15 protein-coding genes are annotated in these 20771 nt (G+C 56.8%); 11 read left to right on the top strand and 4 right to left on the bottom strand.

Going from position 1 to position 20771, the window contains the following annotated elements:
• Positions 1-37 precede the first annotated feature (37 nt).
• The 3 genes from HUN04_15230 (at position 38) to HUN04_15220 (ending at position 4312) form a co-directional block, all read left to right on the top strand.
• Positions 38-640, top strand: coding sequence for a superoxide dismutase (locus tag HUN04_15230; protein WDP90972.1), 603 nt, complete (start codon positions 38-40; stop codon positions 638-640).
• A gap of 225 nt (positions 641-865) precedes the next feature.
• Positions 866-3358, top strand: coding sequence for a DUF3365 domain-containing protein (locus HUN04_15225; GenBank protein WDP90971.1), 2493 nt, complete (start codon positions 866-868; stop codon positions 3356-3358).
• A 96-nt stretch (positions 3359-3454) separates the two neighbouring features.
• On the top strand, positions 3455-4312 hold the full coding sequence (locus HUN04_15220) for a methylenetetrahydrofolate reductase (protein WDP90970.1): 858 nt from the start codon (positions 3455-3457) through the stop codon (positions 4310-4312).
• A gap of 46 nt (positions 4313-4358) precedes the next feature.
• On the opposite strand, the gene HUN04_15215 is transcribed toward HUN04_15220, so the two are convergent.
• Positions 4359-5240 (bottom strand): CBS domain-containing protein, encoded by an 882-nt coding sequence (locus HUN04_15215; protein WDP90969.1) that lies wholly within the window; start codon positions 5238-5240, stop codon positions 4359-4361.
• A 2-nt stretch (positions 5241-5242) separates the two neighbouring features.
• Positions 5243-5719, bottom strand: a complete 477-nt coding sequence (locus HUN04_15210; protein WDP90968.1) for a CBS domain-containing protein — start codon at positions 5717-5719, stop codon at positions 5243-5245.
• 272 nt (positions 5720-5991) lie between these two features.
• Here HUN04_15210 and HUN04_15205 point away from each other — a divergent pair, with 272 nt between their 5' ends.
• The 3 genes from HUN04_15205 (at position 5992) to HUN04_15195 (ending at position 11813) form a co-directional block, all read left to right on the top strand.
• Positions 5992-6786 (top strand): cytidylate kinase-like family protein, encoded by a 795-nt coding sequence (locus tag HUN04_15205; protein WDP90967.1) that lies wholly within the window; start codon positions 5992-5994, stop codon positions 6784-6786.
• An 88-nt stretch (positions 6787-6874) separates the two neighbouring features.
• The gene (locus HUN04_15200) at positions 6875-9286 is read left to right on the top strand and encodes a penicillin acylase family protein (GenBank protein ID WDP90966.1); all 2412 of its coding nucleotides are present in this window, start codon (positions 6875-6877) and stop codon (positions 9284-9286) included.
• Positions 9287-9341: 55 nt separating this feature from the next.
• The gene (locus HUN04_15195) at positions 9342-11813 is read left to right on the top strand and encodes a penicillin acylase family protein (protein ID WDP90965.1); all 2472 of its coding nucleotides are present in this window, start codon (positions 9342-9344) and stop codon (positions 11811-11813) included.
• Positions 11814-11826: 13 nt separating this feature from the next.
• Here HUN04_15195 and HUN04_15190 read toward each other — a convergent pair whose 3' ends face one another.
• Together HUN04_15190 and tadA are read right to left on the bottom strand one after the other, a co-directional pair.
• Positions 11827-12672 carry an HDOD domain-containing protein gene (locus tag HUN04_15190; protein ID WDP90964.1) on the bottom strand — a complete coding sequence of 282 codons (846 nt, stop codon included), beginning with the start codon at positions 12670-12672 and terminating at the stop codon, positions 11827-11829.
• A gap of 2 nt (positions 12673-12674) precedes the next feature.
• Positions 12675-14534: a Flp pilus assembly complex ATPase component TadA gene (tadA, locus tag HUN04_15185; protein ID WDP90963.1), complete on the bottom strand. Its 1860-nt coding sequence runs from the start codon at positions 14532-14534 to the stop codon at positions 12675-12677.
• A gap of 387 nt (positions 14535-14921) precedes the next feature.
• On the opposite strand from tadA, the gene HUN04_15180 reads away from it, so the two are divergent.
• The 5 genes from HUN04_15180 to HUN04_15160 are packed head-to-tail and all read left to right on the top strand — an operon-like array spanning position 14922 to position 20761.
• Entirely contained in the window at positions 14922-15473 is a 552-nt protein-coding gene (locus tag HUN04_15180) for a prepilin-type cleavage/methylation domain-containing protein (GenBank protein WDP93305.1), read from the top strand.
• A complete protein-coding gene (locus tag HUN04_15175) occupies positions 15464-16105 on the top strand; it encodes a prepilin-type N-terminal cleavage/methylation domain-containing protein (GenBank protein ID WDP93304.1) in 642 nt (213 codons plus the stop codon). Before HUN04_15180 ends, HUN04_15175 begins: the two co-directional genes overlap by 10 nt.
• Before the next feature lie 4 nt (positions 16106-16109).
• Positions 16110-16577 carry a prepilin-type N-terminal cleavage/methylation domain-containing protein gene (locus tag HUN04_15170; protein WDP90962.1) on the top strand — a complete coding sequence of 156 codons (468 nt, stop codon included), beginning with the start codon at positions 16110-16112 and terminating at the stop codon, positions 16575-16577.
• Positions 16574-17119: a pilus assembly PilX N-terminal domain-containing protein gene (locus tag HUN04_15165; protein ID WDP90961.1), complete on the top strand. Its 546-nt coding sequence runs from the start codon at positions 16574-16576 to the stop codon at positions 17117-17119. Before HUN04_15170 ends, HUN04_15165 begins: the two co-directional genes overlap by 4 nt.
• A 21-nt stretch (positions 17120-17140) precedes the next feature.
• Positions 17141-20761 carry a VWA domain-containing protein gene (locus HUN04_15160; protein ID WDP90960.1) on the top strand — a complete coding sequence of 1207 codons (3621 nt, stop codon included), beginning with the start codon at positions 17141-17143 and terminating at the stop codon, positions 20759-20761.
• Positions 20762-20771 lie beyond the last annotated feature (10 nt).

The raw sequence follows: 20771 nt of genomic DNA, 5'->3' as shown, positions 1-20771 counted from the left end.
GCAGCGGGTCTGCGAACTATATATACGGAGGTGAACCATGCCCCATACCCTGCCATCACTCGGATATGACTACGATGCGCTGGAACCCTTTATTGACGCCAAAACAATGGAGATCCACCACACCAAACACCACCAGACCTATGTGGATAAACTCAACGCCGCCCTCAAGGGCCATGACGAACTGGCGGCATTGCCCGTGGAAAAACTGATCTCCGATCTCTCCCGGGTGCCCGAAGAAATCCGCACCGCCGTGCGCAACCACGGCGGCGGCCATGCCAACCACAGCTTCTTCTGGCCCCTGCTCAAAAAAGAGACCGCACCGGGCGGCGCCGTCATTGAGGCCATCAACCGGGACTTCACCAGCTTTGAGGCCTTCAGGGAGGAATTCTCCCAGAAAGCCGCGCTCCTGTTCGGATCGGGCTGGACCTGGCTGGTGGCCGACCGGGGAAAACTTGCCGTCATGGCAACCCCCAACCAGGACAATCCCCTCAGTGTCGGGAAAACCCCGATCCTGGGCCTGGATGTCTGGGAGCATGCCTATTACCTGAAATACCAGAACCGGAGGCCGGATTACATCAAGGCCTTTTTCGACATCATCAACTGGGACCAGGTCAACCGCAACTTTCTGGATGCATCCTGACATTGCCTTGACACAGCACCGCAAAGCGGCCGGCCGGGGATCGGCACAACACGGTTTCCGGCCTGGCCGCTTGGGCGGCCAGGGTCCATGTTTTCCGTACAGCCCGCCTCCGGGCCCTGTCATTTCATATTTGACGATTTCCCCCCGTCCCGTTATGATGGCCCCAATATAACTGGAAAATCCACAAGCAGAAAACTGGACGGACACAGCCCCGGAGGAAGTTGGGTGAAAAGTATTACCTCAAAGCTTTTGGCAGCCATCGGCAGCATCGCCATATTATTTTCGCTCCTTTTATTCTATGCCGCATATACCCAGACCCGGAACCGGACCTACGAGGTCATCGGCGAACAGGCCGCCATGGCCCTTAAATTCGACCTGGCCATCAGAAGCTATGTGGGAAACCACATCCGGCCGGTGCTTTACGACCTCATCGGCGAGGATGACTTCATCCTGGAGGCCATGTCCACCTCCTATGCGGCCCGGTCCATTTTTGAAGATGTGAGAACGGAATTTCCCGACTATATCATCAAATTTTCCTCGGATAATCCCAGAAACCCCATCAACCAGGCCGGCCCGGAAGAGATGGAAATCATAACGCTTTTCAACCAGACCCCGGACCTGAAACGCTGGGAAGGCACAATCACCATCCAGGGCAAGCCCTATATGGCCAAATTCAACGCCAGGCGGATGGAAACCTCCTGCGCCCTCTGCCACGGGGATCCCGCAGACGCGCCGGCCTCCATCATAGAAAAATACGGACCTGCTGCCGGATTCAACCGGCCCATGGGCCGGGTCATCGGCATGGACATGGTGGCCATCCCATTAACCCGCATTTCACAACAGTTCTGGAAGGAAATGGGCACCACATTTATCGCCAGTCTCATGGGGCTTCTGATCTTTTTCGTTTCCATCGTCATGGTGATTAAACACCTGGTCATCAACCGGCTGGCCACCATATCCGGCCACTTTGACCGCGCCGCAGGGGAGTCCGATTATTCTAAAATCCCCCCCATTTACACCCGGGGAAACGACGAAATCTCCGACCTGGCCATGGGATTCAACACCCTTTCCCAAAAACTGAAAGAAAGCTACGCCGCCCTAGACAAAAAGGTAAAGGACCGGACCCAGACCCTTGAAATCGTCAACCAGCAGCTCTCCCAGGAAATCAGGGAACGCCGGAAAACGGAAAAGGCGCTCAGGGACAGCGAGGAACGGTTCCGCACCCTGCACAATGCCTCCTTCGGCGGTATTGCCATCCATGACGGCGGCATCATCCTGGACTGCAACCAGGGACTTTCCCAGCTCACCGGCTATGACAGGGAAGAACTCATCGGCATGAACGGCATGGCCCTCATTGCCCCGGATTTTCGTAACCAGACACTGAAAAAGGTATATACCGAATCCGACCGCCCCTATGAAGTGGAAGGGGTCCGCAAAGACGGCACCATCTATCCCCTGCGGATCCACGCCCAGAACATCCCCTACCGGGGCAGGACGGTCCGCGTCACGGAAATGAGGGACATCACCGAAAGCCGCCGGGCCGAGGAGGAAAAAATAAGCGCCCAGAAGGTGGCCGGCGAACAGAAACAGCTGGCCCTGGTGGGCCAGGTGGCCGGAAAAATCGCCCATGACTTCAACAATATCCTGGGCATTGTCATGGGCAACGCAGAACTCTCCCTGCGCCACTGCAGCGATGAAAAGATAAAAAAACGGCTGTCACTCATCTTCCAGCAGACCCAGAGGGGCAAAAACCTCACCCGGAACCTGGTGGCTTTTGCCAAAAGCCAGGATCCCAAACAGGATTTTTTCAACATCAAAGATAAAATCGATCTGGTCCTGAACCTGCTCAAAAAAGACCTGGACGGCATCCGGGTGGTCCGAAAGGATGAGGCGGGGACGCCCGAACTCCTGGCAGACCCGGGCATGATCGAACACGCCCTGGTCAACCTGCTCATTAATGCCGTCCATGCCCTGAGTAAAACAGACGCGCCCGAGATCGTCGTCCAGACCTGGTGCAAAGAAGACCAGATCTTCATTGAGATCCGGGACAACGGATGCGGGATCCCCGCGGAACACCTGGACCGGATCTATGAACCCTCCTTCACCCTCAAGGGCAGCCGGGACAAGCTGAATCTCTACGGCAGTGAGATCCGGGGAACGGGATACGGCATGGCCAATGTGAAAAAATATGTCCGCCAGCACAAGGGCAGGATCACCGTGTCATCACAGCTGGATAAAGGTACGGTCTTCACCCTCTCCTTCCCCGTCATACGGAAAAAGCTGAGCCGGCAGGAAAAACAAACCGTCAAACAGGGCCTCATTCACACAAGCAAACAGATCCTCCTGGTGGAGGACGAGCCCGCCATTTCAGGTGTCCAAAAAACCATCCTCACCCAGGCCCCCTGCCGCCACAAGGTGGACACGGCCGATAGTGTGGCAGAGGCCGTCGCCCTTTTTGATACAAATCCATACGACCTGGTCAGCCTGGACTATATCCTGGCCGGCAACGGCAACGGCATGGATGTATATACCCATATCCGGGAATCCGATGCCAAAACGCCCATCCTATTTGTTTCGGGCAATATCGAATTCCTGGAATCCCTCAAGCCCCTGACACGGAAGGACACCTTGGCCGGGCATATCTCCAAGCCCTGCATGAACACCGAGTATCTGGAGGCGGTCAACCGGATGCTTGACCGCCGCGGGCATAAAGTATAGACTACCCATTCATATTTTCGCCCGGGCCTCCCAATACAGATGAATCCGGGCGAATCCGAAAAATAAAACCGTCAACCCTGGAAAGAGGAGACCGGTATGGCCCTGTCCGGAAAATTCGGCAAAAAGTTTATCATCACCACTGAGCTTGGACCTGTCAAAGGCGTGGACACCGGGGCGTCCCTGGAAAAAGCCAGGGGGTATCTGCCCCTGGACGCCATTAACATCCATGACTGCCCCATGGGAAACCTGCGGATCAGCGCCGTTTCCATGGGAAGCCTCATCCAGAGCGGCCTGGGCATTGACGCCGTCCCCCATTTCACCTGCCGGGACCGCAGCCTTCTGGGCACCCAGGCCGACCTGCTCGGCGCCCATGCCCTGGGGATTCGCCACATCCTGGTGACCACCGGCGATCCCCCCAAGCACGGCCCCTATCCCTCCAAGGCGGTTTACGATTACAATACCTTTGACCTGGTACGGCTGATCAAAAAAATGAATTCGGGCCTGGACTATAACGATAAGGAATTCGGCGGCAATACGGATTTCACCGTCTCCTGCACGGCCATGCCCATTGCCAAAAAGCGGGAAGCGGAACTGGAACGGATGCAAAAAAAAATCGACGCCGGCGCAGACTTCTTCCAGACCCAGGTGGTCTACGATGCCGAAAGGACCATTGAGTTCCTCAAGGACGCCAAATCTTTGGGCAAGCCCGTTCTGGTGGGCATCATGCCCCTGAAAAGCGTGAAAATGGCCAAATTCATGACCCAGAACGTAGAGGGCATAGACGTGCCGGACCATATCATCGACCGCATGGAAAACCAGGGGGCTTCGGGCATTGACATCGCCTGCGATTTTATAAAGGAAATCATCGGCCATGCCGACGGCATCCACATCATGGCCATGGGCGATATCGCCGGGACAAACAAGATTATCGAATCCACCAACACGCTGCGATAGGCGCCATCTGAAACAGGCCTGGAAAGCCGGGCCCTGTTTCAGTCCCCTACACCAGCCGCCCGGCACTGCAGGCCCGGCAGGTGCCTGATCTGAACCGGGCGGCATCGGAGAGGGAAAGCACCCCCACAATTTTTCCGGATTCCCCGGCGGCAACAAACAGATGGCCGATATCGGCAAAAAACATCTTCAATATGGCACGGGCCAGCTGTTCTTCGGGGCCGCAGGAAATCAGAGGCGCATTCATCATCTCCCGTGCCGGCCGGTCCGGCGACACCCCCCTGGCATAGGCCAGCACCAGGTCTGTTTTTGAAATCAGCCCCAGGGCGGCATCGGCACGGTCCACAACGGGCACCGCCTTGATATTGCCCTGGGAGAGCAGGTCCATCACAGCATAGAGGCTGTCGTCCTCCCTGCATACATCAATGCCGGTGGTCATCACCGACGCCACATTCAGCCGGGGCAGGCGCAGTGATTCGATCTCCCTTGGACGGCGCCGGCTTTTTGCGCAGTTCCGGCAATACCGGTACAGCAGCCCGACGATATCGGAATATTCCAGTTTCCCGATGGTTTCGCCGCTGCCGGCATCTTTCACAAAGACCTGGTGGATGGACCGGCGTTTCATGCGGTCCAGCACCCGGTGAATTTTTTCCTCCGGCCCGCAGGTCTGCACCGGCCCCATCATCATATCCCCGGCCCGGATGTCCACGGGCAGGCCGGCATAAAAGGCCCCCATGACATCGGTTTTGGACACCACGCCCAGGGCGTCTCCGCCGGCACCGGCCACCAGGACGGCATCGGCTTTGGACTTGATCATCATCCGGACGCACCGGTCCACCGGGGTATCCGGCCCCGTGCTGACGACGGACTTCTGCATGGCGCTGGCCACGGTCATTCCGGACAATACGCTGCGTTCCCTGTAGATCGGCATCCTCAGACCTCCCATTCCAGAATCAGCCTGTCCATGAGCCGGTTAAAAAGATCCCCCCGGTAAAGCATCCCCACCACCCGCTCCCCGTCCACCACGGGCACCCGCCTCAGGTGCTTTCTCACCATGATGTCCATAGCCATGAACAGGTGGGTATCCGGCCGGACCGTCGTAAGCTCCGTTGACATGAGATCCTCCACCCGGATGTTCTGAATCCGTTTATTGATCCCGTCAAAGATCCGGTCCAGGTCAATATCCTCCATCTCTCCCAGGATGCGGATATGCTTGGGCCGGATGAAAAGCAGGATATCGTACATGGAGACCATGCCCGCCAGCCGGTCCCCGTCGTCAATGACCATCATGCCGAAAATTTTCTTTTTCATTTCCTCTCCCGCAGCCCTGAATTCGGCCACGGCTTGGGCAATGCTCTGCCCGGGATGCAGGCAGCGGAATTTCGTATCCATCACGTCCTGAACATACATGGCATACTCCTTTACAGCATTAACAAAGGAAGGGATGAATCTATAGTCTACACTGATATGGAGGAATGGTAAACATCTGGAATTCAAACAGATAAACACCATGACGATATAGATTCCGGATATGGTTCAGAAGAGATCACAACCGCCGGGGCGGTCACTGCCCGCCGCTATTTTAATATTTTTTACAATTGACCCCAAAAGTGGTATGCAAAATAAAGCGTTATCTTTTTTCTTGGCTTAAAGCAGTTTCCCTATTTTGAAAGGAGTGTGCCATGGCCATTATCACCATCTCCCGAGGCAGTTACCGCTACGGAAAATCCATTGCTGAAAAACTGGCCGCAAAACTGAAGTATACCTGTATATCCAGGGGGCAGATCATTGACAGCCTGGAAGAATTCCACATGCCTGAAATCAAGCTCAAACGGGGGCTCCACGACGCCTTTTCCCTGCTGGACCGGTTCCCCAACGGCAAAAAACGGTATATTTCGGCCGTGCGGGCCGCCCTGCTCAGGCAGTTCATGGCCGGGGACATCGTATACCACGGCCTCAGCGGCCACCACTATATCAAAAGCATTTCCCATGTGCTGAAAGTCAGAATCGTGGCCGATATAGACAGCCGGATCCAGGCGGAGATGGAGCGGTCCGGCACCACGGCGGACCAGGCCCGGCTGCTGCTGAAAAAAGATGACGAAGAACGTCGCAAATGGGCCATGTTCCTATACGATATCGACCTGTTTGACTCCTCATTGTACAATCTTGTCATCCGCATCGGCCATCTTTCAGAAGACGATGCCGTGAACATCATTGCCGACGCGGCACAACTGCCCCTGTTCCAGGAAACCGAGCAGTCCAGATCCGAGCTGGCCGACGCCGCCCTGGCCGCCATGGCTGCCAAGGCCCTGTTCGACTTTCCCACGGCCTCGGTCCGGGTCAAAGAGGGGAAATTAAAGGTGGGCATGAAAATACCCGAAGACCAGCAGGCGGCCATTGCCGAAAAAGTCACCGAACTCCTGGAAGGGGTCGAGGGCATGGGCGAATTTTCCATTCACATGGATCCGTATTATTAATCGGCCTCAATCCGTTAGCCCCCCGCCCGGCTGACGGCCAGGCGCCGGCAACCCTTTTACACGCAGCTGTTCCTGCCCAGGAGGCAATATGCTGAAAAAAATTCTCATCGGTCTTGCCGCAGTGCTCCTCACGGCCATTGCCGGCGGCAGTTATCTTCTCCATCACCTGTCCACCCGTTCCCTGCCGGATTATGAGGGGACGGCAGCCGTTGCAGGCCTGAGCCAAAAGGTCACCATTTACCGGGACCGCCATGCCGTCCCCCACATCACGGCAGAAAATGAAGAGGATCTTTATTTTGCAGTGGGCTATACCCTGGCCCAGGACCGGCTCTGGCAGATGGACCTGCTGAGGCGGGTCACCCAGGGCCGGCTGGCTGAAATATTCGGGGAAGACCTTGTGGAGGTCGACCTGCTCATGCGGGCCTTAAGAATCCCGGACAAGTCAAAACGGATTCTGGCACAAACCGAGCCGCCCATCAAATCGGCCCTGGAACAATTTTCGGCCGGGGTCAACCATTACATCAAGACCCTGGGCGACCGCCTGCCGCCGGAGTTCACCGTCCTGGGATATGAGCCGGAACCCTGGCAGCCGGAACATTCGGTCAACCTGGTGGGCTACATGGCCTGGGACCTGACCCTGCCCAATTCCACGGAACCGGTGCTCCACAAAATCGCCCAAAAGGTCTCCCGGGCGCAGTTCAAGGAAATGCTGCCCGGCGATCTGGCCCGGCAGCCCGCCGTATATGAGACATACGCGGACAAAGACACCGGCCTCAACCTGGAAAACATGCTGGCGGACCGGCACCGTCTCCTGGAAGAGATGGGCCTGAATATCTTCACCGGATCCAACAACTGGGCCGTAGCCGGAAAAAAGAGCGCCACCGGCCGCCCCATACTGGCCAATGACATGCACCTGGGCCTCAACGCCCCCGGACTCTGGTACCAGATGCACCAGAAGGCCGCAGGCGGGGTGGACGTCACCGGCGTGGTCCTGCCGGGGCAGCCCTTTGTGATCTGCGGTCACAACCGGCGCATTGCCTGGGGCATGACCAATGTCATGGTGGATGATATGGATTTCTACCGGGAGACCCTCCACCCGGAGGATCCGGGCCGCTACGAATTCAACGGGGAGTACAGGCCCTTCACCACCCGGACCGAAACCATCCGGATCAAAGGGGGAAAAGAGCGGACCGAAACCCTGAAATTCACCCACCGGGGGCCTGTGGTGTCCCGGTTCAAGGACCTGAAAGGCGGGCCGGTCTCCATGAAGTGGCTGGGAAACGACCCCAGCAATGAACTGAAAACCGTGTATCTCCTGAACCGGGCAGGGAACTGGGAAGAATTCAAATACGCCCTGCGCACCTTCAGGGCCGTGAGCCAGAACGTCAATTATGCAGACGTGGATGGAAACATCGGGCTTTACTGCAGCGCCGGCATTCCCATCCGTAAAAAAGGGGACGGCCTGGGCATTGTGCCGGGCCGCACCGACGAATATGACTGGGCCGGTGTCGTCCCCTTTGAAGAACAGCCCCATGTATACAATCCCGCCTCGGGATTTGTTTCATCGGCCAATAATAAAACAGCGCCGGACAGCTATCCCTACTATATCAGCCGCTGGTATGCCCTGAATTACCGCATCGGCCGGATCAGGGAGGTACTGGGAAGCAAAGAAAAACTCTCCCTTGATGATTTTAAACGGCTCCACAGCGATTTCAAATCAAAAATGGCAGAGACCTTCACCCCCTTTTTCCTGGAAATGCTCTCACCCGACACCCACCGGCTCTCCCCCCTTGAAAAACAGGGCATGGACCTGCTCCAGAACTGGGATGGGGTGGTGGACAGCAGCAGCGGGGCCGCGGCCCTGTTTGAACTCATGTACACCGGCATGGTGGAAGGGCTGGTCCGGGACGAACTGGGCCCCGGGCTTTATAAGGAATTTGCGGCCAGCTCCATGCTCCACCGCTACCTGACCCGGAATATCGTTTTAAAAAAGGCCTCCGCCTTTTGCGACGACATTAACACCCGGGACAAAACAGAGCGCCTTGGGGATATTATCCGCCAAAGCTTCAGCGACGCTGTTGCCCGGCTCAGGGAAACCTGCGGGGATAACCCGGAGAACTGGGCCTGGGGAGAGATCCACCAGCTGGCCCTCAAACACCCCCTGGGCAAGGTCAAACTCCTGGACCGGCTGCTGGGGCTGAACGACCAGGCCAGGCCCGTAGGCGGCAGTTTCCACACCGTCTGCCCCATGGCCTACAAGCTTTCCAACCCCTTTGTCATCAACCACGGTGCCTCGCACCGGCACATCTACCACACCGGGGACTGGGACCGTTCCCTCAGTGTCATTCCCACCGGCATCAGCGGCATTCCGGCCAGCCCCCACTACTGCGACCAGACCGGGATGTATGCCGCCGGCCAGTACCATCCGGACCTGTTCACCCTGGGAGAGATCAAAGGGGCCAGCCGCTACACACTGGTGCTGACGCCCCGGAAAAAATAAAACCCAACAACCGACGGGAGCCTTTCAACCTCCCTCATTCTCCAAAGGAGCCCCCATGAAGCGGATTACTGTTCTTCTCAAACCCATCGGACTGATTGTTCTTGTGCTTGCCATTGCTGCCGCAGGCGGTGCCTGGTTGTATCTGGACCGACGCAAACCCGTAATCCAGGGGGAGCTGATCACCCCCAAGGTAAACCAGGCCGTCCGGATTGTCAGGGACCAGTGGGGGGTGCCCCACATCCAGGCCCGTTCCGGGGAAGACGCCTATTTTGCATTAGGGTTTGCCACCGCCCAGGACCGGCTGTTCCAGATGGAACTCCAGCGGCGCCTGGCCCGGGGGGAACTGGCGGAGATACTGGGGCCTAAACTGGTGGATGTGGATAAAAAATTTCGAACCCTGCTCCTGCGCCGTACGGCCGAGACATACCTGGCACACAGCCAAAATATCAATCCCCGGGCCCTGGCATTTCTGGACAGGTTTCTGGCCGGGATCAACCATTTTATCGACACCGCCCCCCTGCCCGTTGAATTCACCCTGCTGGGCACGAGGCCCAGGCACTTTACCCGGCTGGACACCGTCTCCATGATGGGGTATGTGGCCTATTCCTTTGCCGACGGCATCAAACGGGATTCTTTGCATACCATCCTGGCATCCCGCCTGACCCAAAGAGACCTGGACCTGGTTTTTCCCGATTATACCCAGGACAACCGGGTGACGGTAATGGAGCCGGAGGGGGTGCCCCGGGACGGCCTGGCCGCCGCATCCGCCCCCCTCTCTCCCCCGGGCCCGGCTGCCGGTGCAGGCCCCTTTGAAGGATTCACCCCGGCATTCCAGGCCCTGGAGGAAAAAGCCCTGGGCATCTCTCCGCCCTTTACCGGCAGCAACTCCTGGGTCCTGGCCCCGTCCAGGAGCAAAAACGGCCACGCCCTCCTGGCCAACGATCCCCACATCGGCATTGCCAATCCCGGGGTCTGGTACGAGGCCCATCTCTCTTATCCCGGATATGATAACTACGGCTACCACCTGCCCCTGCTCCCCTTTCCCATGCTGGCCCACAACAGCACCAAGGCCTGGGCCATTACCATGTTTGAGAATGACGATCTGGACCTCTACGCCGAAACCTTTGCCGCAGGCGATCCCGGCCGGGTCCAATTCAAGGGGCAGTGGGCAGAGGTGGAGACCCTTGAAGAAACCATTAAAGTCAAGGGAGGGGCCGATGTGCCCCTGACCATCCGGATCACCCCCCACGGCCCGGTGATCTCGGACTTTCTGCCCGGTTACACCGGCCGCCCCGTCTCCCTTTCATGGGTCTACCACAAGATGGAGAATCCCATTCTGGATGTGGCCTTTGACATGGGCAGGGCAAAAACCATGGCCGAATTCAGATCCGCCCTCTCCCGGCTGGCGGCACCGGGGCTGAATATCTCCTATATCGACGCCGGCGGGAATATCGGCTGGTGGGCCGCCGGAAGGCTCCCCGTCCGCCCGGCCCATATGACCGGGAAAGAGATCCATGACGGCGGCTCGGGCCGGGACGAGTGGGCCGGATTCCTCCCCTTTGAACAAAATCCCCAGATGGAAAATCCGGAAAACGGCATGATTATCACGGCCAACAACCTGTCCACCATGGCACCCGTCGGGACCGGGGGCATTCTTACCGGTTATTTCAGGCCCTCGGACCGGGCCGCCCGGATATACCAACGCCTCTCCCGACAGGAAAAATGGGATATGGACGGGCTGAAACAGATCCAGACCGACACCCTGCTCCACTCGGGCCGGTCCATGGCCGACGCCGCCATCAAGGTTCTGGAACTGAAAAAGAAGGAATTTTCCGGGCCACAGGCCCTTGCACTGGAGGCCCTTCAGGAGTGGGACGGATTCATGGAAACGGACAGCAGGGGCGGTTCCGTATTCCAGTTCACCCTCTACCATATCCTCAAACAGGCCCTGGAACCTGCCATGGGTACGGAGAACTTCACGGCCTACCTGAACCAGGTGGACCATTGGAATTTTTTAAAACAATTTTTCAGGACCCGGCAAACCATTGCCGGGACATCAGGACTGGCCGGCAGCACCTATGAAGAGATTGTCCTGGCCGGATTTAAAAACGGGGTGAATGAACTGGTGGAAAAATACGGCAACACCCCGGACCAATGGAACTGGGGCGCCATCCATAAAATTGAATTCGTCCACGCCATCGGAAAAAAGAAGCCCATGAACCTTCTTTTCAATATCGGCCCCTTTCCAAGCCCCGGGGAATTCACCTCAATAAATAAACTGAAATCAAAGGTTGGACGCCACGACTACAGGGTATCTTCCCTGCCCTCCACCCGGCGGCTCATCGACTGCAATGATCCGGACAACACCTGGAGCATTCTCCCCACCGGCAACTCCGGCAGTCCCCTGAGCCCCTTTTACGACGACCAGGCCCAGATGTTCATCACCGGGCAATACAGGAAGATCCTCACGGACAGGGACCGGCTGGCCCGGGATCATGCCGGGGTACTGGCCATCCGGCCCCATTAACGCCCTTTGGGATTTATGCCGTTTTGGATGCCAGGCCGGCATCTTCCAAAGCGATCTCAAGGAGGGCCACCCCGGTTTCCCGGATGCCCAGGATATCCGCCTCCTTGGACCCCATGATAAAGGCCAGGTCCTCCCCGGGGTCGTTGCGGGACATTTTGTTGGTCACCATATCGGCCAGGCGAACCACCGCAAGCAGGTTGTCGGATTCATCATACTTTTCAGTGTGGTGCTCCCGGGCGATGCGGCAGTATTGTTCCGGCAGGTTCCACTGGGTCAGCAGGGCATATCCCTGTTCCTCATGGAGGCTGTCCAGAATTCTTTCCATCAGTTCAGGGGTCAGGGGCACCTTATCCGTCTTGGAGGACATTATCTTTTCGATGGCCGACAGGAGACAGAGCTTTCCGATATCATGGAGCAGGCCGGCAATAAAGGCTTTGGACAGCATGGTCTCCATGTTCAAATGCCGAACCAGCCAGCGGGCGGCAAAGGCGCAGGCCACGGAATGGTTCCACAGCCTGACCTGCCGGGCTTTCACCGCCGGCAGGGCGGAGGTGAAATTTTTCTTGAGCAGCACCTGCATGATGATGTTGACCAGTTCATCCCGGCCCAGGCGCAGGACCGCCTCCTTGATGGTGGCCACCTCACCCAGCCCCTGGTAATATGAGGAGTTGGCGACTTTGAGGATTTCTCCGGTCAGGGTGGGATCGGTCTGGATCAATTTTTTCACCGCGTCCAGGTCGGGCTCCTGCTTCAGGATTTCATTCTGAAGCCGTGCCGCATCCGGATTGAGAACGGGAAAATTTTCCTGGTCTTCGATGTATTGCTTCAGGATTTCCAATATGGATTTTTTTTCGGCCATGATTAACTCCCCGCCAGCCGCTGAATTTCATGGATGGGCCGGGGCGGAATGAGCCGGGGCACACAGCGGAAAATCTCATCCAGGGTGGTGATGCCGGCGGCGGCCTTGACCAGGGCGTCCTCCATCAGGGTGACCAGATTGGTGGTTTCCATGCTGACTTTCCGGATTTCAAAGGTGGACCGGTGGTTGAGGATGGCTTCCCTGACGTGCTCATTGAGCACCAGCATTTCAAATACCGCCACCCGCCCCTTATATCCGGTGTAATTGCAGGCCCGGCACCCCTCCCCCTTTTTGAACTCGTAACGGCCGATATCCTGGGGGATGAAATTGAGCATCTTCAATTCCCCGGGAGAGGGTTTGTGGGGACGGGCGCAATGGCGGCAGACCCGCCTAAGCAGGCGCTGGGACAGGACACAGACCACCGTGGAAGAGATCAGAAAAGCCTCGATGTTCATGTTCATCAGCCGGATGAGCCCGGAGATGCTGTCTTCGGTATGAAATGAGGTCAATACCTTGTGGCCGGTGAGGGCCGCCTGCACCGCGACTTCGGCAGAATAATTGTCCCGGATCTCACCGATGACGATGACATCGGGGTCCTGGCGGACCACATGGCGCAGGGTCTCTTCATAGGTGAGGTTGATATCCGGATCAATGGAGCACTGGGTAATCCCCTCCACCACATACTCCACGGGATCCTCCGCCGTGATAATGCTCAGTTCGGGCTTTTTAATGTGCTTGATGCTGGAGTAGAGGGTGGTGGTCTTTCCCGAACCGGTGGGGCCTGTGATAATCAACACCCCGCTGGGCACCCCCAGCACATCCCTTATATAATGGTCCAGCATCCTGGGCTGCATGCCGATGTCTTCAATGGGGATGATCTGGTCGATGCGGTTGAGAATCCTCAGCACCACCTTTTCCCCGAACACCGATGCGTAAAAGGAGACCCGCAGGTCATAGGTGTTGCCCTTATGGTCAAAACTCATCCGGCCATCCTGGTGCCGGCGTTTTTCAGCAATGTTGGCCCGGCTCATCACCTTGATCCTGGCCGTCACCATGGCCTTGGACTCCGGGGGGAGATCCCGGTGAAACACCAGGATACCGTCGATCCTGAACCGGACCTGGAGGCGCTCCTTAAAGGGCTCGATGTGAATGTCGCTGGCCCCCTGTTCAATACCGTCTCCGATCACCTTATCCACAATGCCCATGGCCGTATTTTCATCAATGACCTGGGCGGCCTGCCTGCCGCTGACAAATTTTTCCAGGTAGCGTTCAATGGCCCCGGGCGAACAGATGGCCGCCTCTATATTCTCCCCGTATATTTTTTTGGCATTGCTGATGCTGTTCCGGCTGTAGGGGTCGGCAAAGGCCACCACCACCCTGTCATCCCGCTTCCGAAAGGGAAGAAAGTGGTTGGTCCGGCACCATTTCAGGGGGGCCTGGTTCAACAGCGCCGTATCCGGCTCTTCCACGGAAAGGTTGACAAAGGGGAACCCGAGCTGGACCGACAGGGCCTCCAAAAACTCCTGCTCCCCCATGAACTGGTGCTCGACGATGATCTGCCCCAGCTGCTTTCCCGGTTTTGAGGCCTGGATATCCAGGGCCGCCTTAAGCTTTTCAGGGGAGAGGTATCCGAACTCGACCAGCAGATCGCCGATGCGCAGGGAAAGGCGGTTGGACCTTAATACCTCCTTGAGCTGGCTGTCGGTTACGTAGTTCAGCTCTTTGAGAATGCCGATGACGGTATTTCCGCCGGAGAGCTTTGACAGCACCCGAATGGCCGTCCTGGCCTGTTCAGGGGTCAGCACCTTGGCCTCAACCAGGGCGGAGAGAATCTTATTGCCTTCCAGCTCGCTGTCTGTCATATCTGTGTTTTCCGTCAAATGGTTATTTCATCCCTATACCATAGTGCTCCGGGAATGAAAAGAAGTCCCGGCCAAGTAAAGTCCCAAGACCGCCTGCAATCAGGAGGATTCTCGATTTTTCCAATGATTTTAAACCGTTTCCCTTGGGGACAGACATCTTATTTTTTTAAAAAAAGGTGTTGACATTTCTTTTACAATCCCCTATTAATTTGCGCCATTCTTATGGAATATTTTATATAATTTGATCAAAAAAGAGAAAATTTTTACCTAAAATCATATTTTAAAGATCGTCGTCACCACTCAAATTTTAAACCATCAATAATTGGGTTAACCATGAAAATACAAAAAAACGAAGCCGGCCCCCTTGGAAACGCCGGCGGATTTACAATACTTGAACTAATCATCGTCATCGCCATCATTTCCATCATGGTCGGCATGACCGCGACCAATTTGGGCCCCTGGCAGGCAAATATGGCCCTGAAGTCTGCGGCAAGGGATCTTTACTCCATCATCCAGGACGCAAGGCTGCTGGCTGTAAGGAATAATTCAGATGCCGCCGTTGTCTTCAACGCCGCAACCAACCAGTACCACCTCTGCTCGGCCCCGGGTGCAGACGGCCGGTGGGACGGCGCCAACGATATGAACGGCACCGGAGACAACACCATTGTCCGCACCATCACCCTCAACACCCCTGACAACAAGGCCCGTTTCGGAAAGGGCAAGGCAAATGCACCGGTGAACGGGGGGACCATGCCCGGGGACTACGTGGAATTCAGCGGGCCCGACAATGTGCTGGTGGTGAATTCCAGGGGCCTGAGCCTCAGCGGCGAGGGCTATGTCTACCTGGAAAACAGATACCAGGACACTGCCTATGCCGTGGGCGCAGAGGCCAGCGGTTTTGTACGCATGTGGAAATGGCAGAATGGGGCCTGGCTATGAAAAACAATGCAGGATTCACCCTGATCGAACTGATGATCACCATCGTTATTTCCGGCTTCATCCTCATGGCCGCCTACTCCGCCAATATCTCCCAGCAAAAGTCCTATTATGCCCAGGATCAGGTGGCGGAGATGCAGCAGAATATCCGGGCAGCCATGGCCCTGGTGACGTCCGACGTCCGCATGGCCGGGTATGACCCCACAGACAGCGGCAATTTCAAAATATCGGTCCTTGAGACCCAGCGGCTCGAAATGACCGCCGATGTTGATGAAAACGGAGTGATCAGTGCCGCCTCCGGAGAGACCATCAATTATACCCTTGACAACCCCACGGGCGAATTTCGCCGCCAGGTGGACGCCCAGGCGGCAGCCGACGCCGCCATTGCCAAAAACATTCAGGACGTTGAATTCATCTACCTGGATAAAGACGGAAATATCACCGGCAATGCCGCCGATATCCGCAGGGTTCAATTTACCATTCTGGTCAGGGCCGGCCGGCCGGACAGGGAATTTACAAATACGGCCGTTTACACGGCGCCGCCGCCCTCCAACCGGACCTGGGGCCCATTCAACGACAACTTCCGGCGCCGCCTGCTCACCACCAGCATCCGCTGCCGGAATCTAGGATTATAATCCCATGAATACCTTAAAAGACAACAGCGGCTTCACCCTCATCGAAGCCCTTATCGCCATGATGGTGCTGAGCATCGGCATCCTGGCCCTGAGCACCATGCAGATCTCCAGCGTGGAGGGCAATGCCACAGCCAACCGCCTGACCATTGCGGATACCGTTGCCGGGGACTGTTACGAGCATCTCCTGAGCCTGCCCTACGACCATGACAGCCTTGACGGGGAGGCAAAATCCAACCCCCACAGCCTGAATGAACTGCCCACACCCCGCCCCCAGCTGCCCGCCAATGTAAGTTCAGTTACCTGGACCGTCACGGAATGGAGCAACGAGGACGGATTCAACAACGACGGGGACGGGCTCACGGACGAGGATGACGAAAGAGGGGTTAAAGGCATCACCCTCACCGTAAACTACCGCGACAAAAGGGCCAAACGCCTGACCATAACCTTTCTGAAAACGGAGCTGTACCAATGAAAACCGAACCGAAATGGGGCCCCGCAGCCCCGCTTGCCGATTCCGGGGGATTTGCACTCCTTGCCACCCTGCTCATCATGTCCCTGTTGACCGTTATCGGCCTGGCAGCCATCAAAACCACCGGTTTTGAACTGGGCATCGCCCGTAACGGAAAGACAGCCCGTGTGCGCTTTCTGGGAGCGGACAGCGGATGGCAGCAGGCCGGCCCCTACCTGAACGGCCGGGACACCACCCCGCCCCCCATTAACCTGAACCTCAAATCCGGCGATACGAAACGGGATTTTGAAAATAACGTCTACTATAAAATCGTACGAAACTTCGGCAACGGGACCGACGGGGTGCTCAACGACGATTTCCAACAGGCCACCAAAGACGGCCAGACGGGCGTTCCCTACTGGTATCGGGTGATTGGCCAGGGAAACACCCAGGCCGTGGGATTCGACCAGAACTACCTGGACTACACCTATGAGGTGGTCTGCAACGCCGGCGGTACCACCGAGGTGGACGCCCGGGTTAAAAAGGTTTATAGAACATCTTATTAACTTGATCTAAAGGACGCAACCATGACGAAACATATGTCACGATTTTTTTCTATTTATCTTTTTTGCATCCTGTTTTCGGCCCTGGCGTTCCCCTGGGGAACGGCCATGGCCCTCTGCCCCATCATCCCCGACGGCACCTATATTGAAGCGGAAAACTTCGTTTCACGCCATGACACCTATGCCGGCGCAAACAACCACGACCGGTTTACCATTATCTCGGTGACCGGAACCAACGGCGGCAAGGTGATCGCCGCGGGCAAAAGCGGTGGGGGCGGGGTCACACCCTACAATGAAATTTTAGAGTATCCGGTTTATTTCTCCCAGGCCGGCACCTATTATATGTGGGTGAGGGGAAAGGGAAACAACTCCAACAGCGACTCCGTCTTCTTTACCGTGGACAGCGAACCGTGGAGTGCCTGGAACCTGGGTCCCACCTATACCTCCTATGTCTGGAAAAATACCATCCAGGTGGGGTCGGACAATACCATCCACATCGACGCGGCCGGCGAGCACACCCTTAAGCTTGCCATGAGGGAAAGCTACACCCGGATAGACGGCATTTATATCACAAGCGACTCCGGCGACGTCCCCACGGACGATGATGTGCCGGGCAAGGTGACCACCATCAACCCCAAGGCCGACTGCAGCGGCGCTTTCTGGGCCGTGGCCCCCACCAATCTGGGACCCACCACCTTTGAAGGGTATAATGCAGATCCGGTAAATATCACCCTTACCAACGCCGCTGCCGGCATCACCTCCACCGGCGCAAAGATATCCAGCAACCAGTCCTGGGTCTCCGTTGACCATACAGACATACCGGACCTGGCGCCGGGCGACACCCATACCCTGACCGTCAATTTCAATACCACCGGGCTTTCCGACGGGATCCACAATGCGGAGTTGACCATCACCGGCAGCGCCTCAAACGCCCCGGTCAAGATTCCTGTCACCCTCCTGGTCAAAGAGGCCCCCTCTACAGCCTCCTGCGGGGAGATTCCCCTCTACGCAGAAAGCCTGGTCAATCCGGGGGTCATGGTGATGCTGGATACCTCCGGCAGCATGAAAACCTCGGTGCAGATCGCCTGGGGCCAATACCAGCGGCGGATAGACATCGCCGAAGATGTTATCGAAGAGGTGTTTGAAGACCGGAGTATTGCCTGGGGCTTTGCCACCTGGACCGGCAGCAGCCTGGACGGCCATACCTATAAAAAGGATTACACCAATTTCCGGGTCGGTGTCCACGAACATGACCAGGCCCACCAGGATGCCCTCCAGGACAAGGCCGACGACGGTTATCCCAAGGGAAACACCCCCCTTGTTCCCGCCCTCAGGGCCGGGCTGAAATATTTTAAAAGTCTGCGGCAGGACGGCCACTACAAGGAATTGTATTCAAAACTTTCCTGCCAGCCCAGGATCATCGTTCTGATCACCGACGGATACGGCAACGTGGATACCAGTAACACCACCATAGACAAGGTCATGGACGACCTGATCAAAGAGGAAATCAGTGTGGTCACCGTGGGCTTCGGCCTGTCCGACGCCACCCAGCTGCAGCGGATTGTAAACAAGATGACCACAGCCGGCAACGCCAGTGATTCGGATTATCTCTACAGCCTTCACAAAAAGAACAGCAGCGGCAAAACCGTTCCATTCATGGCCACCACCCGCACGGACTTCATCAAGGCCATGAATGACATCGTCTCCAATGTGAAATCCCAGATCTTCCACGGGGCCTCGCCTGCGGCCACAACGGCAACGGACAACGGGGCCGTCCTGCTGACCTCCTCTTTTGACGCCTCGGACTGGACCGGCAACATCACCGCCACAAAATTCAATAAATTCACCGGCGCGCTTGAAACCAGTGCCCTGTGGAACGCCGAAACAGTAATGCCGGCAAATACCAATCACTGGTTCATTTATGATGATGCCTCCTCAAGCGGTGTGGCCGGGTTCCATCCGACCCTCTCCCCGGATGCCAAAAAATCCGCCTGCCAGCTGGCCATGGGGGATATCATCAATTCCTCACCCGCCATCGTCGGTCTTCCGCCCTACCAATACAGGTTTGACGACTATTTCGACACCTTTAAATACAGCAGCGCCATCATGAACCGGGACGAGACCGCCTATGTTGCGGCCAACGACGGTGCGCTCCACGCCTTCAGCCTCTCCGACGGGGTGGAAAAATGGCGGTTCTATCCCCGGGCGGTGAGAGTCAAGCTGGCCGAAGCCGTGACCAACCCCAAAGCAGACAGATGCTCTTCCACATACTGCCACCGGTTCCTCCTGGACGGGTCTCCGAGGCCCGCAGACATTTATACCGGCTCAAAGGGGTGGCGGACCATTCTCACCACCGGCCTGGGCAGGGGGGGAAGTGCCTTTTTCGCCATAGACATTACCTTCGGGGAAAGCTTTAACGCACCCAATAAAATCATCGATTCCACCAGTGTACCGGTCCGGTCGGAATACCTTTGGGAATTCACCGACCCTGAACTGGGAAAAGCCACCTCACTGCCCGAAACCACCCGGCTCCACACCAGTTCCGGCGGCAGCGGCTGGGCCACCCTTTTCGGCTCCGGCAACGCCTTGACCGACCCGGCCCAGGCCGACAAGGAAGCCTATCTTTTTGCCGTGGATGCCTGGAACATGAACAAGGTCTGGCTGGACGCCGGCGGCAACAAAACCAGCAGGCTCAAACTCTCCGCCGCCACACTGAAAAACGACAGCGCCGGCATTCCCCTGGCCATGGATACCCATAACAACGATTATATATCCGACCGGGTTTATGTGGGAAACCAATACGGCAATCTCTACCGGATAAAAGACATCGGCTACGACCAGATGCCGGTATCCCAATTGTTTTTCGACGCCAAAAAGACAGACCGCAGCACCCCGGCGCTGTCCAAACCCGCCGCCGCCTATGCCGGCGGTTCCGATTACTGGATCTATTTCGGCACCGGCCAATATGAAACCCAGTTGGACAAATCCACCGGATTCCAGCAATACTTTTTCGGCCTCTTCGATCCCGGGGCTTCCAAAGCCTCCCCTTATACCCGGCCGGAACTGGTCTCCTACACCGCCAATATTGTTGAGGGATACGCCCTAAACCAAGAGGGGGACAAGATCGACATCAACAAGGACGGGGTCATTGACACCAAGGACCAGAGGCGGTACAGGACCCTGACCTGCGACAACCCCGGAATCAACAGCGTCTGCAACCCCGACAAAAAATCCTGGGTCATTAAACTGGCTTCCGGTGTCACCGCCAGCGAGCGGGTACTCAGCCAGCCATCGGTGTCATCGGGCACGGTGAAATTCACCACCTTCATACCCGATGACGATGTCTGTGAAGGCAGCGGAGATACCTGGATCATGGCCGTGGACTGGGAAACCGGTGCCCCCAAGGAAGAAGAGGTGTTCAAAGGCAAGGGGCACCAGGTGGTGGATAAGGACGGCAATATCCATGAAACCGTCGGCTATTTTGTTGCAGCGGGAAAACCCTCTGGACAGATTGTCCGTTACAATACCGTCGGATTTGTGGGAACCACCAACGGCAGCCCGGACGGCCAGCCCGTTACCGCCATACCCTTTAACGAAAAAGGGATGGGGGCCCGGCTGAAAGCCTGGCAGCAACAATTCAAATAAAGGGGACAGA

It is taken from the genome of Desulfobacter sp., from assembly GCA_028768525.1.
In the GTDB taxonomy this organism is placed as follows: Bacteria; Desulfobacterota; Desulfobacteria; order Desulfobacterales; family Desulfobacteraceae; genus Desulfobacter.
The sequence above is the reverse complement of the archived record's forward strand: the minus strand, read 5'-3'. Positions and strand labels throughout refer to the sequence as shown.